This is a genomic window from Hansschlegelia quercus (genome assembly GCF_004310425.1).
Lineage (GTDB): Bacteria > Pseudomonadota > Alphaproteobacteria > Rhizobiales > Methylopilaceae > Methylopila > Methylopila quercus.
This window is the reverse complement of record NZ_SIUB01000003.1, coordinates 366,422-383,513: the sequence shown is the minus strand read 5'-3', so window position 1 is coordinate 383,513 and position 17,092 is coordinate 366,422. Positions and strand designations below refer to the sequence as shown.

Sequence of the window (17,092 nt, the reverse complement as noted above, 5' to 3'; positions counted from 1 at the left end):
AGAATGATTATCAAGTGGGCGGGATGAGACGCCACATGACCTATGACGACGTTTTCCGCGGCGCGGTCGAGCAGCTTCACTCAGAAAAGCGCTACCGTGTCTTCGCTGACCTCGAGCGCCGTGCGGGAGATTTCCCGCATGCGACGTGGCATGCGCCCGAAGGCGCGCGCGACGTCGTGGTCTGGTGCTCCAATGACTATCTCGGCATGGGCCAGCATCCCAAGGTGCTCGCCGCCCTGACCGAGACCGCGATGAAGGTCGGCGCTGGCGCCGGCGGCACCCGCAACATCGCCGGCAACAATCACCCTCTCGTCCTGCTCGAGCAGGAGCTCGCTGACCTCCATGGCAAGGAAGCGGGCCTCGTCTTCACCTCCGGCTACGTCTCGAATGAGGCGTCTATCTCGACCATCGCGCGGCTGCTGCCGAATTGCGTGATCCTATCCGACGCGCTCAACCACGCCTCGATGATCGCCGGCGTCCGCGGCTCAGGCTGCGAGCGCAGGATCTGGCAGCACAACGACCTCGAAGACCTCGAGCGCCTGCTGATTGAGGCCGGCGACCGACACAAGCTGATCGCGTTCGAGAGCGTGTACTCGATGGACGGCGACATTTCGCCGATCTCGGCGATCTGCGACCTCGCCGACAAATACGGCGCGATGACCTATCTCGACGAGGTCCATGCGGTCGGCCTCTATGGCCCGCGCGGCGCAGGCATCGCCGAGCGCGACGGCGTGATGGACCGCTTGACCGTCATCGAAGGCACGCTCGCCAAGGGCTTCGGCGTGATCGGCGGCTATGTCACGGCGTCGAAGCCGATCATCGACGCCATCCGCTGCTATGCGCCGGGCTTCATCTTCACCACCGCGATACCGCCGGCGATCGCGGCCGCGGCGCGCGCCTCGGTCGCGCATCTCAAGACCAGCCAAGTCGAGCGTGACCGGCATCACCGCCAGACGGCGGAGACCAAGTTTGCGCTGGCCTCGATCGGCCTGCCTGTGATGCCGTCCGAGACGCATATCGTCCCGGTCCTCGTCGGCTGTCCGGAAAAGGCCAAGCAGGCGACCGACATGCTGCTCACGCAGCACGGCATCTACATCCAGCCGATCAACTACCCGACCGTCCCGCGCGGCACAGAGCGGCTGAGGATTTCACCGTCGCCATTCCACGACGACGCGCTGATCCGCGAGTTGACCCAGGCGCTCGACGCCGTGTGGCGCGCGCTCGACCTGCCCCGCCGCTACGAGGCTCTCGCCGCCGAATAAGCCGGGGCGCAAGCCCTGATTGTTGACAGCGGCGCGCGACAGGTCTTCACCCTCAGGCCCATGAACGAGGCGACGATCGAACTGTCGGTGAATGCGGCCGCGCGACGCGAGGCCGATAATCCCCGTTCGCTCGTCGCCGCCATCGGCAAGCCGCTCAAGCTTGAATCCGGCTCGACGCTGGCGCCGCTGCGGATCGCCTACCAGACCTACGGCGTGTTGAACCGCGATCGCTCGAATGCGGTGCTGGTCTGCCACGCGCTGACCGGCGACCAACATGTCGCGAACGTGCATCCCGTCACGGGCAAGCAAGGCTGGTGGTCGACCATGGTCGGCCCCGGCCGGCCCGTCGACACCGACCGCTTCTTCGTCATCTGCTCGAACGTCGTTGGCGGCTGCATGGGCACGACCGGGCCGGCCTCGACCGATCCCGCGACCGGCGAGCCCTATGGCCTGTCGCTGCCGCTCGTCACCATCCGCGACATGGTCGACGCGCAAGCGCTGCTGCTCGACCATCTCGGCATCCCCGACCTGTTCTGCGCGGTCGGCGGATCGATGGGCGGCATGCAGGTGCTGCAATGGGCGGCCCGCCATCCTGACCGCGTGTTCTCGGCGCTGCCGATTGCGACCGCCGCCAAGCATTCCGCGCAAAATATCGCCTTCCACGAGGTCGGCCGGCAGGCGATCACCGCCGACCCGGACTGGCGCGACGGCCGCTACCTTCTGGAGGGTTCGATCCCGCGGAAGGGGCTCGCCGTCGCGCGCATGGCGGCGCACATCACGTACCTCTCCGAGCCCGCGCTCCAGACCAAGTTCGGCCGCAACCTGCAGGACCGCGACCGGCGCACCTTCGGCTTCGACGCCGACTTTCAGATTGAAAGCTATCTGCGCCATCAGGGCGCAAGCTTCGTCGAGCGGTTCGACGCGAACTCCTATCTCTACGTCACCCGCGCGATGGACTATTTCGATCTCGGCGCTGACCATGGCGGCTCGCTTGCGGCGGCGTTCAAGGGCACGAAGACGCGCTTCTGCGTCGCCTCCTTCACGTCCGACTGGCTGTTTCCGACGGAAGGCGCGCGCCAAGTCGTCCATGCGCTGAACGCGGCGGCGGCGAATGTCAGCTTCGTCGAGATCGCGACCGACAAGGGCCACGACGCCTTCCTGCTCGACGTGCCGGAGCTGTTCGCGACGACCAAGGGCTTCCTGGACGCCGCCGCGAAGGTGCGCGGGCTCTAGGCCCGCATCGCCCCGATCAGTACGAAGAAGCGCGCTGCGCGAGATAGGCCGTCGACGCGACGTCGCGGGCGCCCGCCAGGATCTGCAGGAACTTCTGAAGCTCCGAGAGCTGCGCATTGGCGACGTAGAGCACGTCGCGGTCGCGCATGATGAAGTTCCGCGCGTAGAAGTAGGCCTGCGGATCCCGCAGGTTGACGCGGTACACCACCGGGACCTTCTCGCCGAAGCGGCCGTTATAGCCCGGGCTGATGGACTGCACGGCGGAGGCCGGCTCGTAGCGGAACAGGAAGAACGCGCCCGGGTCGGAGCGCTGGTCGATCAGGCCGCCGGCCTTGCCGACGGCTTCGAGCAGCGAGATCTTCTCCAGGCCGAAATCGATCGGGCCGGGCTTTGGCACCGCGCCGAAGGCCAGGAAGATCTCGGGATCGCGTGTGACGTAGATCCGGTCGTTCGGCTGCACATAGACGTTGTCAGCCTGATTATCGATCAGGTCCTTCATGATCGCGGAGCCCTGCGACGAGCCGCGCTGCAGCGTGATGCGGGTCGAGAAGGTCTCTTCCTTCGAACCGCCCGCAGTCGCGAGCACGTCGAGCACGCGGTCGCCGGCGGCCGTGATCGGGTAGCGGCCAGGCCTGTTGACCTCGCCGTTGACGACGAAGCTGCGGCTCACCGTTTCCTTGATCTGAACCAGCGCCTGAGGCTGGATGGCGCGGCCCTCTAGCGCAGAGACGATGCGGCGCTCCACCACTTGCGGCGCCTCGCCTGCGGCCTTCACGCGGCCGGCATAGGGCACGCTGATCGTTCCGTCGGTGTCGACCCGCTGCTCCAGCGCGACGCGCGAGCCGTAATCGCTGGAGAACAGACCGCCCTGGCCCGCCTCGAACACGGTGATCGAGAGCACGTCGCCGGCGCCGACGATCTGGCCGGGGGCCGGACGCGGGGCCGCGAAACGCCTGGCGAACGGCGCGACGCGATACTGCGAAAGGACGTCGACGACGGGCTGGCTGAGATCAACCAGCACGTAATCCTTGAGAGAATCGCGGTTGACCGTCGGAGGCGCAATCTCTTGCGTCGAGGGACCTGTGCCCGGCAGGGTCGAACAGCCCGGCAGAACTCCGATCGAAGCGCTGATGAGCGCCACGCCGAATACGCGCCTGGCCGGCATGAAACCTCGCATACGCAATCCCCTGGAGGTCCGGTTAGCATTGAACCTCTTAGCTGCCAACTAACGTGACCCCCACGGGTTCACGGGCCACAATCCTGCCGCCGCTTGATGAGGGCTCTGCGACGTTTTGGCCACAGAAGCGCTCCCAGCAGGCCTTCTAGATCCGCGACCGAAGAAGCCGCCCAAGCGCATCGATCGGCAGATCGCGCGCAGACGTCCGTGTCTGCTCGCCCCTCGAGTCCCAGAGCACGTAATCCGCACAGTCGCGGTCGGGCAGTTCTGGATGCAGCGTGCGCGCCGGCGCGTGGTCGCCATAAGCGCAGAGCACGCCGCCGCCCGGCTTGCGCCGCAGCGCTTCGGCGACCCGGCCGACCATCCGGTCGGCGCTTTCGAGGTGGAGCGCGTATTGCGCGGCCGGCTCGTCCACGCCAGCGATCCGGCCCGGACCCCAAGGCCCATGGTTCTCGATCGAGACAGCAAAGATGAAAAGCGGCTCCCGCGCCGCCTCGATCTCCGCGACGATCACGTCGGCGAGCGCCGCGTCCGAGACGTAGGGCCCGAGGCGCTCGGCGTCTTCGAAAGCCTCGCCATAGATCATGCGCTCGAAGCCGAGCGCCATCATCACCCGTTCGCGCTCGAAAAAGCGCCGGTCGTAAGGGTGGATGAAGAGCGTGCGGCGGCTGCCCTCGACACATCGCCGCGCAATCGACGCCTCTGCATAAGGCTCGGCGGTCAGATAAGGGTCGAAGCCGTCGAGGCCGAGCGCGTCGTTGGGAAGGCCGGTAAGGAAGCCGAATTCGCTCCGCATCGTATAGGCGCCCTCGGCCGCCGGAACGCGGACTTTGCCCCAGGCGGCTGCGCTTTCTCTCATTTCCGTCCAGAGAGGAAGCGCTGGCCCCCGCAGTCCCCGTGCGGCGAGGTCGACGAAGCTCTCGCACTGGATTGCGACCACAACCGCGGGCCTTATCGCGCTCGGGGTTGCCGGCGTCTGGGCCATCACGACGCGCGCGGCTTCGGAGGGCCGCTCCTTTCTCCGCCAGGCCAGCCAGTGCAGCAGCATCGCGGCGCCGAGGCCGAACCGTTCGACATCCTTTTCCGGGAGAGGATGGTCGCCGACGATCCTTTGAGCGACGCGCGAGGCGCCGGCCGTGCGGGCGGCCACAAGGAGCAGCGCGGCCAAGGCGGGCGGCGCAAGCAGCAGCCACGGCGCACTTGGCGGCAGGATGGTCGGCTCGATCCAGAACCAGGCGACGGTCGCGAGCACCACCGCCGCCAAGACGGCAAGCACCTTCGGGCTTTTCAGCCGGTCGGCGTAGTAGAGGCGCGGGTGCCGGATCGCGAGCCGGACCAGCGCGAAATCGGAGAACAGCAGCGGCTCGCCGAGAATTCGCCGCTTGGTCGCGTCGCCCGCGGCGAACAGCCCCGCAAGCGCGACCGTCACGAACCCCGCGTGGAACGGGCGCCACGACAGCGCGAAAAAGGCCGCGAACAGAAAGAGGTGCAGCGCGAGCCGGGCGAGCAGCGCCGGCCCAGCCATCCTGACCAGCCCAGAACCGGGCGGAACGCGCTCGAGGACGAGCGACAGCGCGAAGGACGCCACGAAGGACAAAGCCAGCGCGCTCACAGCCGCCCCTTGGCGAACGGGCCGAGCAGCCGGTGGCGGGCAAGCGCATAAGCATGGCGCACACGCGCGGCGAGCCGGCCGCCGGCGGCGGAAGCGGCGCTCCGCGCCTCCAGAATGCGCTCGAGCGCCGTCTCCGGCCCGCACGGCAGGCCGGACGCCGGATCCACGTAGAGCGGGTAGAGGATGAGGGCGGCGGCCACCAGTTCGTCGAGCGCGCGCGCGCGGCCGCGACGGGGCGACGGCGGGGCGAGATCCTCGGTGAGTCCCCAGCCCGCATAGAAGGGCTGCCCATGGGTGGTGACCTCCAGCCCGCGTAGAAGGGCCTCGAAGCCCGTGAGCGAGGTCATGGTCTCGACGCTCGAGCATTGCGGATAGAGGTCCGCGATCGAGCCTTCCGTCACGACGGCGTCGGCAATCCGGGCGATCTCCGGATCGGCCGGCGCGCCCCTCCTGTAGCCGGCGACCACGTCCGGATGCGGCTTGTAGACGATGAAGGCGTCCGGCCTGCGCGCCCGCACGGCCGCGACCAGCGCCAGGTTGGTGCGCACCGCGCCCGCGCCGCGCAGGATCGAGGCGTCATCTTCGACCTGGCCGGGCACGAGAACGCCCACCCGGCCTTCCGGGACCACGCGCCGCCCGCTTGCGCCCACATTGTATTTGGTGGCGCCGGCCTCGACGATCCGGCGCCGAAGGGCTGCCGCGCGCGCGATGAGCGGCGCCGGCAGGTCCACCTCACGCAGAAGTTTCTCGAGGTCGCTCGCCGTTGAGGGGTCGTAGTAGATTCCGCTCTCGTCGAGCACGAGCGACGCAGGCCGAACGAAGGCGGAGCCGAGGCCAACCGAGCGGAGAAAGCCGTCCTCGAGGCGCGCGAGCGGCGCGCCGGCCTCGCGCGCCGCTTTCTCAACCTCCTCACTGCGGCGAGACGCCCAGACGACGATCCGGCCCGACGCCGCCTTTGCGCCTGCAGCGGCATCGCCTGTATCGGCGAAGACGGGGCTTCCATTCGGTCCGTCAAGGAACGCGCTTACGGCGTCCCGTTTCCAGCGGGTGATGCCGACCGCGAAAGAGCGGCGGGCGGTCCGCGCCCGATGGCGCAGCGCGTCGCCCGCAATGTCGATCGCGCGAGCCGCGGAGATCCGCCGCCGGGTATACGGGCAGAGCCAAACGATTGATGGATCCGCCGGGTCAAGGTCGGCTTCGATACGGATTTCGCCCGGCGGGGCGATAGCCAAAAGGCCCGAGACGGCTACTTTCAGGCCGCCTGAAGCAGCCTCGTCGACCGGCGGGCCCTCCAGGCCCGTCACGCGGTAGCAAAGCGGCCGGCGGGCGCGCTCGAAGATTGAGATTGCGAGCGGAGCAGGCGCAAAGACCGCGAGCCCGGCGCCTGCGTTCCGCGCCTTCGCCTCGGCCGTCGCCATATGCGGATCGCCGCTTGTCGTTGCGACAATGATCACAGGACCGGCGCCGGAGACGGTCAAGCTCGTGACGGCCTCGACATCCGCGCGACGGCTTTCCAGCCGCCGCGAGACGATTGCCACCCTGCCGTTCCTATGTTTCAACTGGGCATCCGAGGTATAGCGCTCCGGACCGGCGCCAAGCGCTAGCTGTCGGTCATGCCGCTTGCAACGTCAAAGCCGCGCCGATCGCGGCGGTCCTCGCCGCATAGGCTTGAATGCGGCGGTGATTCTTCCAGAACGTCGGTCAGGGTGGAGACGGGGACCGCCTATTCGAGACATCCCCGCAGGCGACCGATGACAGACCGCGGACATGCCGATCACCCCCGGCCGGCGCGCACCTTCCTGTTTCTGCAGGGCCTTGCCTCGCCATTCTTCAGGCGCCTCGGCGGCGCGCTCCTGGAGCGCGGCTTCAACGTCACGCGGATCAATCTCAACCTCGGCGACGAACTGTTCTGGCGGCTCGGCGGCGCCGTCGCTTATCGCGGCCGGTTGTCCGCTTGGCCTGACTTCCTCTCCAACTTCATCGAGGAGCGCGGCGTCACCGACCTCGTGCTGTTCGGCGACGGCCGGCCCTATCACCGCGCCGCAATCGAGACTGCGCGGCTGCGCGGCCTCGACGTCCATGTGTTCGAGGAAGGCTACTTCCGACCGAACTGGATCACGCTTGAGACCGGCGGCGTCAACGGCTTCTCCCGCTTGCCGCGAGATCCGCAGGCGATCCGCCAACTCGCAGCCGAACTGGCGGAGACCGACCTAGGGCACGAGCACATCCGCGGCGACATGCGGCTCCGGACGCTCTGGGACGTGACCTACAATGTGGCGAACGTCGCGCTCCCCTATTTCTACCCGTTCTATCGCCGGCATAGGCCGCAGCACCCTTTGATCGAATATGCCGGCTGGCTCGGCCGCTTCATAAAGGGGAAGGCGGAGAAGCGTCGCGCGGCCGAGGTCGAGGCGCAGCTCGCGACCGGCGAGGGACGCTATTTCCTCCTGCCGCTTCAGCTCGACAGCGACTACCAGATCCGCCTGCACTCCCCCTTCAGCGCGATGACGGAGGTTGTGGACTTCGTCGCGCGCTCGTTCGCCATGAACGCGCGTCCGACCGACCGGCTTGTCGTGAAGCTGCACCCGCTCGACAACGGCCTGGTCAACCGCCGCCGCCTCACGGGCATCACCGCGCGCAAGACCGGGCTCGGCGAACGCCTGCTCTATCTCGACGGCGGCCATGGCCCGTCGCTGCTCGACGGCGCGGCGGGAGTCGTGGTGGTCAACAGCACGATCGGGACGCTCGCCGTCAGCCGCGGCCGGCCGACGATCGCGTTGGGCCAGGCGATCTACGACATGCCCGGCCTCACCCATCAGGGCACGCTGGAGAGTTTCTGGCGGGAGCCGACGCCGCCCGATCCGGATTTCGCGCAGGATTTCCGCCGCGTCGTCACAGCGCAGACCCAGCTGAACGGCGGGTTCTACTCGAAGCAGGCGATCGATATCGCCGTCTCCCTCGCGATCAAGCGGCTGGAGGTGCGGCCGCCATTGCCAGCCCGCCTCGTCGCGACCGGCTGGTCGAGGCCGGAGCGGCATTACGGCGGCGAGCGCGTGGTCGCCCCAGGCGAATGAGCAACGCCCCGAAGTCGATCGTGGTGACCGGCGGCGGCCGCGGCATTGGCGCCGCGCTCGCCCGCGTCTATGCCGGCCCGGGCGCGACGCTGCTGCTGATCGGCCGTGACGTTGCAGCGCTCGAGGCGGTCGCGAGCGAGTGCCGCTCGCGCGGCGCCGAGGCCGAGACCGCGTCGATCGACGTCTCGGACTCAGCGGCGCTGGCGGGCGCGCTGCTCGCCTTCGACGCCGCGCATCCTGTCGATGTGCTGATCGCGAACGCCGGCGTTTCCGGCGGCCTAGAAGCCGGTCGGCGGATGGAGACCTTCGCCAGCGCGCAACGGCAAATTCGCGTCAATCTCGAGGGCGCTGTCGCGACCGTCACCCCGCTCGTCGAGCCGATGCGCGCCCGTAAGGAGGGCCGCATCGTGCTGATGAGCTCGCTCGCCGCCCTCCAGCCGATCGGCGACACGGCCGCCTATTCAGCCTCCAAGGCTGGAATCCTCACCTGGGGCGAAGCGCTCGGTGATTTCCTCGCGCCGGACGGCGTCAGCGTCACCGTCGTCTGCCCCGGCTTTGTCACCAGCGACATGAGCGCGCGCTATCTCGGGCCAAAGCCCTTCGAGATGTCGGCGGACGCCGCCGCCGCGCTGATCCGTCGGCGCGTCGAGCGCAGCGCGTCGCTGGTCGCTTTCCCCTGGCAGATGGTGGCCGCCATCCGCGTCGGCCGCCTGCTCCCGCGACGGCTGCTGCGCTTGATCCTCGGCCGCGTGCCGGTCACGATCGCCGACGATCCGCGCAAATGACGGAACCGCGGACCGGCGCGGAGATCCTGGTCGACGCGCTCTTGGCGAACGGGCTGACGCTCGGCTTCGGCGTGCCCGGCGAGAGCTACCTCGCCGTGCTCGACGCCATGCGTTCGCGCGCCTTCGACTTCGTCGTCTGCCGTCAGGAAGGCGGCGCCGCGATGGCGGCCGACGCCGCGGGACGGCTGACCGGACGGACAGGCCTGTGCTTCGTCACGCGCGGACCAGGCGCGGCGAATGCGATGAGCGGGCTTCATGTGGCCTCGCAGGACTCGACGCCAATGATCCTGTTCGTCGGGCAAGTCGCCCGCGGCATGCGCCATCGCGAGGCCTTCCAGGAGCTCGACTATCGCGCCGTGTTCGGCTCGGTCGCGAAGTGGGTCGTCGAGATCGACGATCCCGCGCGCATCCCGGAATTCGTCGCGCGCGCCATCCGCACGGCCTGCCAGGGACGGCCCGGCCCCGTGGTCATCGCGCTCCCCGAGGACATGCTGACGGAGACGGCGGATGTCGAGGACGCTCCGCCTGTCGTCGCGGCCGAGACTTGGCCGGGGCTCGCCGACATGGCGCAGCTCCAGAAGATGCTCTGGGCGGCGAAGCGTCCGATTGCGCTCATCGGCGGCTCGCGCTGGAGCCAGGCCGCGGTCTCCCGCGTCGAGCGCTTCGCGAGCCGCTTCCAGCTGCCGACCGCGGTCACCTTCCGCAGACAATCGCTCTTTTCGGCCGATCACCCCTGCTACGCCGGCGATTTCGGCATCGGCCCGAACCCGAAGCTCCGCGCGCGCGTCGACGAGGCCGACCTCGTCCTGCTGATCGGGGGGCGCCTGTCGGAGGCGTCCGCCCAAGGCTACGAGGCGCTCGCCGTGCCAACGCCGCGGCAGGCGCTAGTCCATATCCATGCCGACCCGGAGGAGCTCGGCCGCGTCTATCAGCCGGCGCTCGCGATCAACGCCTCGCCGGCGGCCTTCGCCGCTGCGCTCGAAGCCGTCCAGCCGCCGCAGACGATCCCCTGGGAAGGCGAGGCGGAGGCCGCTCACGCCGCCTATCTCGAATGGTCGGAGACCGTCCCGCCCCACCCCGGCGACGTGCAGATGGCGGAAGTGATCGACGCGCTGAGGGCGCTGCCGCAGGACGCGATCGTCGCGAACGGCGCCGGCAATTATGCGATCTGGCTTCACCGGTTCCACCGCTTCCGCGCTTACGGGACGCAGGCTGCGCCGAACTCGGGATCGATGGGCTACGGCGTGCCGGCCGCGATCGCCGCGAAGCGCCTGCATTCAGAGCGCATCGTGGTCGCGCTCGCTGGCGATGGCTGCTTCCTGATGACCGGGCAGGAGATGGCGACCGCCGTTCAACACGAACTCGCGATCGTCGTCGTGGTGATCGACAACGGCCAGTTCGGCACGATCCGCATGCATCAGGAGCGCGAATATCCCGGCCGATCGTTCGGCGCCACAGTGACGAGCCCGGATTTCGCCGGTCTCGCGCGCGCCTATGGCGCGGAGGGTTTTTCGGTCACGGAGGCCGGCCAGTTCGCCGGAGCCTTCTCGACAGCGCTGGCGTGCGGACGGCCGGCGCTCGTCCACGTCCGGCTTGATCCCGAGGCTGTCACGCCGACCGCGACGCTATCGTCGATCCGCGAGGCCGCTCAGAAGACCGGAGGCAGCTTGTAGACCTTGATCGGCCCAACCGCGACGCGGCCCTTCTCGATCCTTATGCGATAGCTCATGGCGTCGGCCCCATCGAGCTTCGCCGGCGAGCCCAGCATCTGGACGCCAACGCCGAGCAGAGCAGCCAGCCCCTTCTTGCCGTCGTCGGGAAGCAGAGCGCGCACAAGGTCGTCGGCGCCGCGCGCGACGAAATCGCCGGAGCCTTCGATGCGGCCCTGCTTGTCGAGGGCGAGATCGCCGCGCGCCTCGGCCGCGACATCGCCGCGAACGAGCTTCGCCAGCGACACGTGCACCGTCCCTGCCGCTTCCGCGAAGGCTCGGAGGCGGTCCGCCGGCGATTTTAGCGTCGTCGAATCGTCGACGCCGCGCGCTTCGGCCTGGAGTTGCAGCGACACGGGGCCTTGCCCGATGGGCAGCATGCCAAGCAGCGGCGCGTCGGCTTCGTCGAGCGTGAGCGCGACGTCGTAGGCGCCCGCCTCGCCGCCCGGCACGCGGCGGACATGGGCTTCGAACGCCTTGGCGGCCCCGACCTCGTCCGGCCCCTCCCTCAGGCGCGGAGCGTCGACGACCAACGAGCCGCGATCGAAGCGACGGTCGGCGATGCCGAGGCTCGCCTGTGCGAGCTGGTAGCTAAGCGCGAGGGTTCGCCCGTCGGCCGTGGTGAGCGACACCGGCCCGTCGAGCTCGGCGATCATGCGGTTCGGGTCGTAGACCTGCGCCACCGCCTTGAACCGCGGCGCGGAGGCGCGCACTTCGCCGCCGGTGGTCGCGATCACGGCGCTCACGCCGTCGCAGGTCAGTTCCGCGCGGAAGGGGAAGCCGCCCAGCGCGCGCTTCTCGCAGGCATAGGCCCGTCCACGCGCGGCCTCCTTGGCGAGCCAGTCGTCGATCGCCGCATCGGCGCGGCCGGCCGCATAGAACCAGAAGCCTGACCAGCCAGCCGCAAGCACTGCCACAAGAATGAGGGGAACGAACAATCCCCACAGCCCGCTTCGGCTGCGCGACGCGATTTCGGGGGCCATGCTCATCATGCCTCACGGCTTATTTGTTGCGCCGCGGCGCCCGCCCTTGCGGGGGTTCGGCGAGGCTGCTACCCGACGCATGAGCGTGACGCGTCGTCAAGCCAGTCGTTTCGGACAGACTATGATCCCGACCGACGTCGACCTCTGGGTGTTCGCCTACGGTTCGCTGATGTGGCGCCCCGGCTTCGAGGCCGCCGAAATGACGCCCGCCGAGGTGGACGGCTATCACCGCGCGCTCTGCATCGAATCCCACCTCCATCGTGGCACCCCGGCGAATCCGGGCCTGGTCTTGGGGCTCGACGAGGGCGGCTCCTGCAAAGGCGTGGCGTATCGCGTAGCGGCCCCGCGCGTGCCGGCGACGCTCGACTACCTTCGGGAGCGAGAACTCGCCACCAACGTCTATCTGGAGAAGATGCTGCCGACGACCCTGCCCGATGGGCGCGTGGTTCCGGCGGTCGCTTACGTGGTCGATCGCGCGCACAGACAGTATGTCGGTCTTCTGTCGCCGGAAGAGACGCTGTCGCGGATCGTCGGCCGGGTCGGTCTCGCCGGCCCGAACCCGGATTACGTGGTCAACACCGCGCGCGAACTCGAACGGCTCGGCGTGGTGGACCCGACCCTCGCATGGCTGGCCGCAGCCCTGACGGTCAGCACCGACGAATAGCCTTGCGCGCCGTTGATGAGATCGGCCAGCACCGTGGCGCGCGTGTCGGCGTCGGTCGCAAGCAGGTGGACGTGGGCTTCGATGCGCGCGCCGGCAGCGATGACCAAGCCCGGCAATGACGATCCGCTCTCGCCAGCCCACAGAATTTCGCGGCCGCCGTCCGCGGCGTAAGCGACCAGCATGACGATGGCGTTCTCAACGCGCATCGCCTCGTCCAGCGGCATCACGGTTACGACGTAGCGCCTGTGGGATCGCCCGCGCCACACGCGGTAGCGGTTGCCGATCCCGCTCTCGCGGGCGACCATCGCTAGCCCATCATCTTTTGCCGACGCCGGAGCCGCCCCCGAAGAGATGCTGTCCAGCAGTTCGCCGATTTCGGCGATGTCGAGCTTCGCCATAGCGAATCACCTCGCGCATTCTCAGCACAATAGGGGTTTCTGCATACTCCCTTGTCAAGCTAATCGATCGACGAGAAGACAAGAACCTCTTGGTCTCCCTGCGCTTCCGCCGCAAGCGCCGCGCTCGCCTGTTCGATCCGAGACTGGAGCAAGCGCTCGAAATCGTGCCGGTCAAGCCCCGGCGGGATTGGTTCGAGAAATTCGATGACGGCCCGACCGCGCCGCCAGACTGGCGCCTTCTTCGGCCAGAACACGCCGGTGTTGATCGCGACCGGCACGCAGGCGACATCGAGACGCTTGTAGAGCAGCGCGACCCCGGACTTGTAGTCCGGCGGGGCGCCGATGGGCCGCCGCGTGCCCTCGGGATAGATCACCACCTGCCGCCCCAGAACGGTCGCCTTCTGCGATTGGAGAAGGAGGTCGCCAAGCGCTTTGGAGCCGGCCGCCCGATTGACGGCGATCACGCCGATCCGCTGCAGGAACCAGCCGAACAGAGGAAGTTCGAGCAGTTCGCGCTTGAGCACGAACGCCGGGTCCGGAAGCTCCGGCATCAGGGCGAAGGTCTCGAGCGCCGACTGATGCTTGACCGCGATCAGCGCGCCGCCCTGCGGGATATGCTCGCGTCCGCGGATCTCGAGGCTGATGCCGACGATCGCCCTCAGCAGCTTCAGGTTGGTGCGCGCCCACCAGCGCGCGACCGCCCGCGTCCGCTCCTGGGGCAGCACGATCAGCGCAGGTCCCGCGACAAGCGCGGTCACCGCGACAAGCGCGCCCATCGCGGCGTTGAAGACATAAGGGCGCCAGCGAGCGACAGGGCGGGCGCGCGTGTCCTCGTCGGATGGCCGGTCGGCGCTCTGCAAGGATGCCGGACTTGTCAGGAGCGGGAGTCGGGCGCGTCCGCCCGTCCCTGCACGACGGCTTCCGCCCTCGCCAGTCTCGGCGCGAGCCGGATCCTCACCAGCGCCGCGACATACTTCACGTACTCGCCGACGATCAGCCGCGCCGTCGGCCAGTCGCGCCACCAAGGCTCGCCGCGCAGGCGATCGGTCACGACGGCGTAGGGGACGAGCGCGACGTCAGGCATCTCGCGGGACAGCTCCATCAATGTACGGGGCATGTGATAGCCCGAAGTCACGACGATGAGCGAGTGGAAGCCGTGGCTTTCCGCCCATCGCCGCGTCTCCACGGCGTTTCCTGCCGTGTTCAGCGCCCGACGCCCGAGGTCGATGCAGCAGCGCGCGAAAGGCTCGTAATCGGGCTGGGCTCGCGCGAGCTCCGCCTCGGTCGTCCCCGGATGGACGCCGGAGATCAGCAGGCGCCGCCCTCGGCCGGAAGCGAGCAGTCGCAACGCGTCGGACAGGCGCTCCGCCCCGCCGGTCAGCGCGACGATGCCGTCGCTCTTCGCAGGCGCGGCCTGCTCGCCTTCGGGCACGACCGACAGAAATTTGAGGAAGCCAAGGCCGAGCAGCAGTCCGACGGCGACGCATACGAACAGGATCGGCCGCAGCGCTCCGAAGCCGCCGCCCACCCGCCGCTGGGACGCCGTTTCGCGACGCCCGATGTCCGCCGGAGCTCGCATCTCAGCCGCGCCGGTTCCGCCAAGAACGCCGCGTTCGCAGCGGCGCCGCATGCAGAGCAAGCATCGGGCGCGCGCTCATCCCATCGCCCTCAAGGTCCGGTAGACGGTCACCCTCGACGTGATCGAGGTGAGCGCCGCGATGATCAGCACGATAGAGAGCACGCCCGCATAGGCCGACGCGCCGACCTCGAAGCGGCCGAACAAAGCGTCGACCTGGTCGACCGCCGCCGTACCCACTCCTTGATCGGCCATGAGGCCTGCAGTCAGGAATGTCGCGATCGCCGCCGCGCCCCCGGCGCACCCGCCCTTCAGGCCCAGCCGCAGGAAGCGACGCTGGAACTGTCCGGCGATGTAGCCGTCGCGCGCGCCGACGAAATGCAGGACCTGCACGATGTCGCGGTTGCCCGCCATTGCGCCCCGCGTCGCGAAGACGACGGAGAGCACGGTCGCCGCAAGCATCAGCGCGAGCACCCCCACCCCAAGCCACACGATGGTGCGCGCCATTGCGACCAGCCGGTCGAGGAAGCGCCTGTGGTCGTCGAGCGTCGCGCCCGGGGCCTCCCTTTCGAGTTTCGCCTGCATGGCGACGGCGTCGAACTGCGTCGCGTCGGACAGCTTGAGCACTACGAGCCGCGGGATGGGGAGGTCGTCGAAGGAGAGGCCTGAGCCGAGCCACGGCTCAAGCAGCCGCGCCGTCTCCGCTTTGGAATAGGGCCGGACCTCCGACACCCCGCGGGTCCCCCGGGCGATCTCGGAGACGCGCGCGACGGAAGCGTCCATGTCGCGGCCTTCGGCTGGGCGGATCTGAATCGTCGTCTCGCGCACGATGTCTCGCGCCCAATCGTCGGCGGTCGCGCGCACGAGATCGACGCCGCCGACCGTCAACCCCGCGAGATAGGTCATGATCGCGATCACCATGACGAGCGTGGTGCCGGAGACCGAGGAGGCTGGGACGATCGGACCGAGCCTGCGGCCGGGACCCGCCGCCGGGCGGGACTGGGCGCGCAGATCACCTCCCCGCGGCGACTGCGTCTTCGCAGGAGCCTCATCATCTTCGCGCCTTCCGGCCGGCGCGGCGCCGTTTCGCCCGCTCATTCGTAGACGTGCAGCCTGCCTTCGTGGAGCACCAGCCGACGCGCGTCGTACAGGTCCATCAAGGCGATGTCATGGGTGGCGATGACGACCGACGTACCGGATTTGTGCAGCTCCACGAACAGCCTGAGGATGCGACGCGCGAGCTGCGGATCGACGTTGCCGGTCGGCTCGTCCGCGAGCAGCATCTCCGGCTGCGCGACAAGCGCCCGCGCTATCGCCGCGCGCTGCTTTTCGCCGCCGGATAGCACGGAGGGAAAGGCGTCCAGTCGCTCCCCCAGCCCGACCCAGCCAAGCAGTTCTACAACCTCCGCCCTATAGCTCGACTCCTCGCGACCCGCGACGCGAAGCGGCAGAGCGACGTTTTCGTAGGTCGTCATGTGGTCTAGCAGCCGGAAATCCTGGAACACGACGCCGATTCGGCGCCTTAGGCCCGGCAGTTCGCGCGGCGGAAGCGTGAGGATGTCGCGCCCGAACACCCGCACCAACCCACGCGTAGGTTTCAGCGCCAGGAACATCAGCCGCAGCAGCGACGTCTTCCCGGCGCCGGACGGACCGGTAAGGAACTGGAACGAGTTCGGCTCGATCGCGAAGCTCAGGTCGCGGAGCACTTCCGCGCCTAGCCCGTATCGCAGGCCGACATTCTCGAAACGAAGCATGGCGCATCCCTGGCCGCCCGGGCCCGCGTCCTATACTTGTGGCGGCGAGCTTTTAACGAGCCATTAACGATAAAAGCGCGAGAGTTCCACGCACCCGCGGCCGTTGCGTCGATCAGAGCGAACCGGACGCCCCATGCTCGTCACCTGCCCATCCTGCCAGTCCTCCTACCGTTTCTCAGACGAAGCGATCGGCGAGGGGCGGATGGTGCGCTGCGCGCGCTGCACGACGCAATGGTTCGCAGGGCCGCCGCCCGAGCCGATCATGGCTCTCGACGACGCCGCGCCGGTCGAGGCCTTCGATGAAGAACCGGCCGCGCAGACCGTCGACGATCAGGCTTCCACAGAGACCCGCCGGAAGACGTCGCGCGCGCGAAAACAATCGGGCGCCCGGCGCTGGCCGCCGATCAAGCCTAAGTTCGCCCTCGTGTTGCTGGGTCTCGCGGCCCTCGCCTTGCTCCTCATCCAGCGCGTCGAGGTGGTAAAGCTTGCGCCTTCGCTCTCTTCGCTTTACGGCGCGCTTGGGCTCGATGTGAACATCCGCGGTCTCGACCTGCGTGAGGTCCGGTCGGCCGAGCAACTCGAAGAGGGTTCGCCGCTCCTGCTGGTGACGGGCGCGATCGCGAACGTCACGAAGAACGCGGTCGCCGTCCCTCGCCTCAGGCTCGCCGTGATGGCGGACGATGACCGGGAGCTGTACGCTTGGACGACGGTTGCGGCCCGCGGCGAACTGGGTCCCGGCGAGATCGCACAGTTCCGTGCGCGCCTGGCCTCTCCGCCCGCGGAAGGCCAGAGAGTTGCGGTCCGGTTTCTGAACCGACGGGATATCATGACGCGCCCGGGCTTTTGAGCGCGCTAAAGGAGAACG

General features: G+C 68.6%; 16 protein-coding genes. 7 read left to right on the top strand and 9 right to left on the bottom strand.

The window, feature by feature from the left end; all coding sequences use genetic code 11:
- Window positions 1-35: 35 nt before the first annotated feature.
- A complete protein-coding gene (hemA, locus tag EYR15_RS08855; protein WP_131003114.1) occupies window positions 36-1,262 on the top strand; it encodes a 5-aminolevulinate synthase in 1,227 nt (408 codons plus the stop codon).
- Window positions 1,263-1,322: 60 nt separating this feature from the next.
- Window positions 1,323-2,495, top strand: a complete 1,173-nt coding sequence (metX, locus tag EYR15_RS08850) for a homoserine O-acetyltransferase MetX (protein ID WP_131003112.1) — start codon at window positions 1,323-1,325, stop codon at window positions 2,493-2,495.
- 16 nt (window positions 2,496-2,511) lie between these two features.
- Here metX and EYR15_RS08845 read toward each other — a convergent pair whose 3' ends face one another.
- The 3 genes from EYR15_RS08845 to EYR15_RS08835 all read right to left on the bottom strand — a co-directional run bounded on the left by EYR15_RS08845 (window position 2,512) and on the right by EYR15_RS08835 (window position 6,822).
- Window positions 2,512-3,660 (bottom strand): polysaccharide biosynthesis/export family protein, encoded by a 1,149-nt coding sequence (locus EYR15_RS08845; RefSeq protein WP_165455464.1) that lies wholly within the window; start codon window positions 3,658-3,660, stop codon window positions 2,512-2,514.
- Between the two features lie 157 nt (window positions 3,661-3,817).
- Window positions 3,818-5,284, bottom strand: a complete 1,467-nt coding sequence (locus EYR15_RS08840; RefSeq protein WP_131003108.1) for an LTA synthase family protein — start codon at window positions 5,282-5,284, stop codon at window positions 3,818-3,820.
- On the bottom strand, window positions 5,281-6,822 hold the full coding sequence (locus tag EYR15_RS08835) for a capsular polysaccharide export protein, LipB/KpsS family (protein ID WP_245498214.1): 1,542 nt from the start codon (window positions 6,820-6,822) through the stop codon (window positions 5,281-5,283). The genes EYR15_RS08840 and EYR15_RS08835 overlap by 4 nt, the downstream gene beginning before the upstream one ends.
- Window positions 6,823-7,035: 213 nt before the next feature.
- On the opposite strand from EYR15_RS08835, the gene EYR15_RS08830 reads away from it, so the two are divergent.
- The 3 genes from EYR15_RS08830 to EYR15_RS08820 are packed head-to-tail and all read left to right on the top strand — an operon-like array spanning window position 7,036 to window position 10,816.
- Window positions 7,036-8,358, top strand: coding sequence for a capsule polysaccharide biogenesis protein (locus EYR15_RS08830; RefSeq protein ID WP_131003106.1), 1,323 nt, complete (start codon window positions 7,036-7,038; stop codon window positions 8,356-8,358).
- Window positions 8,355-9,143, top strand: a complete 789-nt coding sequence (locus EYR15_RS08825) for an SDR family NAD(P)-dependent oxidoreductase (RefSeq protein WP_131003104.1) — start codon at window positions 8,355-8,357, stop codon at window positions 9,141-9,143. Before EYR15_RS08830 ends, EYR15_RS08825 begins: the two co-directional genes overlap by 4 nt.
- Window positions 9,140-10,816, top strand: coding sequence for a thiamine pyrophosphate-binding protein (locus EYR15_RS08820; protein ID WP_131003102.1), 1,677 nt, complete (start codon window positions 9,140-9,142; stop codon window positions 10,814-10,816). The genes EYR15_RS08825 and EYR15_RS08820 overlap by 4 nt, the downstream gene beginning before the upstream one ends.
- Here the strand turns inward: EYR15_RS08820 and EYR15_RS08815 are convergent.
- Window positions 10,792-11,835: a DUF2125 domain-containing protein gene (locus tag EYR15_RS08815; RefSeq protein WP_165455463.1), complete on the bottom strand. Its 1,044-nt coding sequence runs from the start codon at window positions 11,833-11,835 to the stop codon at window positions 10,792-10,794. The genes EYR15_RS08820 and EYR15_RS08815 overlap by 25 nt on opposite strands.
- 121 nt (window positions 11,836-11,956) lie before the next feature.
- On the opposite strand from EYR15_RS08815, the gene EYR15_RS08810 reads away from it, so the two are divergent.
- Window positions 11,957-12,499: a gamma-glutamylcyclotransferase gene (locus EYR15_RS08810; RefSeq protein WP_131003098.1), complete on the top strand. Its 543-nt coding sequence runs from the start codon at window positions 11,957-11,959 to the stop codon at window positions 12,497-12,499.
- Here EYR15_RS08810 and EYR15_RS08805 read toward each other — a convergent pair.
- From EYR15_RS08805 to ftsE, 5 genes are all read right to left on the bottom strand, one after another.
- Window positions 12,400-12,897 (bottom strand): hypothetical protein, encoded by a 498-nt coding sequence (locus tag EYR15_RS08805; RefSeq protein ID WP_131003096.1) that lies wholly within the window; start codon window positions 12,895-12,897, stop codon window positions 12,400-12,402. The two genes, EYR15_RS08810 and EYR15_RS08805, sit on opposite strands and share 100 nt — an antisense overlap.
- Before the next feature lie 59 nt (window positions 12,898-12,956).
- Window positions 12,957-13,757 (bottom strand): lysophospholipid acyltransferase family protein, encoded by an 801-nt coding sequence (locus EYR15_RS08800; RefSeq protein ID WP_245498213.1) that lies wholly within the window; start codon window positions 13,755-13,757, stop codon window positions 12,957-12,959.
- 14 nt (window positions 13,758-13,771) lie between these two features.
- On the bottom strand, window positions 13,772-14,476 hold the full coding sequence (locus EYR15_RS08795) for a YdcF family protein (RefSeq protein ID WP_131003094.1): 705 nt from the start codon (window positions 14,474-14,476) through the stop codon (window positions 13,772-13,774).
- 75 nt (window positions 14,477-14,551) lie between these two features.
- A complete protein-coding gene (locus EYR15_RS08790) occupies window positions 14,552-15,571 on the bottom strand; it encodes a cell division protein FtsX (protein WP_245498212.1) in 1,020 nt (339 codons plus the stop codon).
- Window positions 15,568-16,227, bottom strand: a complete 660-nt coding sequence (ftsE, locus tag EYR15_RS08785) for a cell division ATP-binding protein FtsE (RefSeq protein ID WP_131003092.1) — start codon at window positions 16,225-16,227, stop codon at window positions 15,568-15,570. The genes EYR15_RS08790 and ftsE overlap by 4 nt, the downstream gene beginning before the upstream one ends.
- A 133-nt stretch (window positions 16,228-16,360) precedes the next feature.
- On the opposite strand from ftsE, the gene EYR15_RS08780 reads away from it, so the two are divergent.
- Window positions 16,361-17,074, top strand: coding sequence for a zinc-ribbon domain-containing protein (locus tag EYR15_RS08780; protein WP_131003090.1), 714 nt, complete (start codon window positions 16,361-16,363; stop codon window positions 17,072-17,074).
- The last annotated feature ends 18 nt before the right edge of the window (window positions 17,075-17,092 follow it).

What these genes read in the sequence shown, in the direction of transcription:
- EYR15_RS08810 (WP_131003098.1), top strand. Translation starts at nt 11,957, where the DNA reads ATGATCCCGACCGACGTCGACCTCTGGGTGTTCGCCTACGGTTCGCTG.
- EYR15_RS08795 (WP_131003094.1), bottom strand. Translation starts at nt 14,476, where the DNA reads ATGCGAGCTCCGGCGGACATCGGGCGTCGCGAAACGGCGTCCCAGCGG.
- EYR15_RS08790 (WP_245498212.1), bottom strand. Translation starts at nt 15,571, where the DNA reads ATGAGCGGGCGAAACGGCGCCGCGCCGGCCGGAAGGCGCGAAGATGAT.
- EYR15_RS08830 (WP_131003106.1), top strand. Translation starts at nt 7,036, where the DNA reads ATGACAGACCGCGGACATGCCGATCACCCCCGGCCGGCGCGCACCTTC.
- EYR15_RS08815 (WP_165455463.1), bottom strand. Translation starts at nt 11,835, where the DNA reads ATGGCCCCCGAAATCGCGTCGCGCAGCCGAAGCGGGCTGTGGGGATTG.
- EYR15_RS08820 (WP_131003102.1), top strand. Translation starts at nt 9,140, where the DNA reads ATGACGGAACCGCGGACCGGCGCGGAGATCCTGGTCGACGCGCTCTTG.
- ftsE (WP_131003092.1), bottom strand. Translation starts at nt 16,227, where the DNA reads ATGCTTCGTTTCGAGAATGTCGGCCTGCGATACGGGCTAGGCGCGGAA.
- metX (WP_131003112.1), top strand. Translation starts at nt 1,323, where the DNA reads ATGAACGAGGCGACGATCGAACTGTCGGTGAATGCGGCCGCGCGACGC.
- EYR15_RS08780 (WP_131003090.1), top strand. Translation starts at nt 16,361, where the DNA reads ATGCTCGTCACCTGCCCATCCTGCCAGTCCTCCTACCGTTTCTCAGAC.
- EYR15_RS08825 (WP_131003104.1), top strand. Translation starts at nt 8,355, where the DNA reads ATGAGCAACGCCCCGAAGTCGATCGTGGTGACCGGCGGCGGCCGCGGC.
- hemA (WP_131003114.1), top strand. Translation starts at nt 36, where the DNA reads ATGACCTATGACGACGTTTTCCGCGGCGCGGTCGAGCAGCTTCACTCA.
- EYR15_RS08805 (WP_131003096.1), bottom strand. Translation starts at nt 12,897, where the DNA reads ATGGCGAAGCTCGACATCGCCGAAATCGGCGAACTGCTGGACAGCATC.
- EYR15_RS08845 (WP_165455464.1), bottom strand. Translation starts at nt 3,660, where the DNA reads ATGCCGGCCAGGCGCGTATTCGGCGTGGCGCTCATCAGCGCTTCGATC.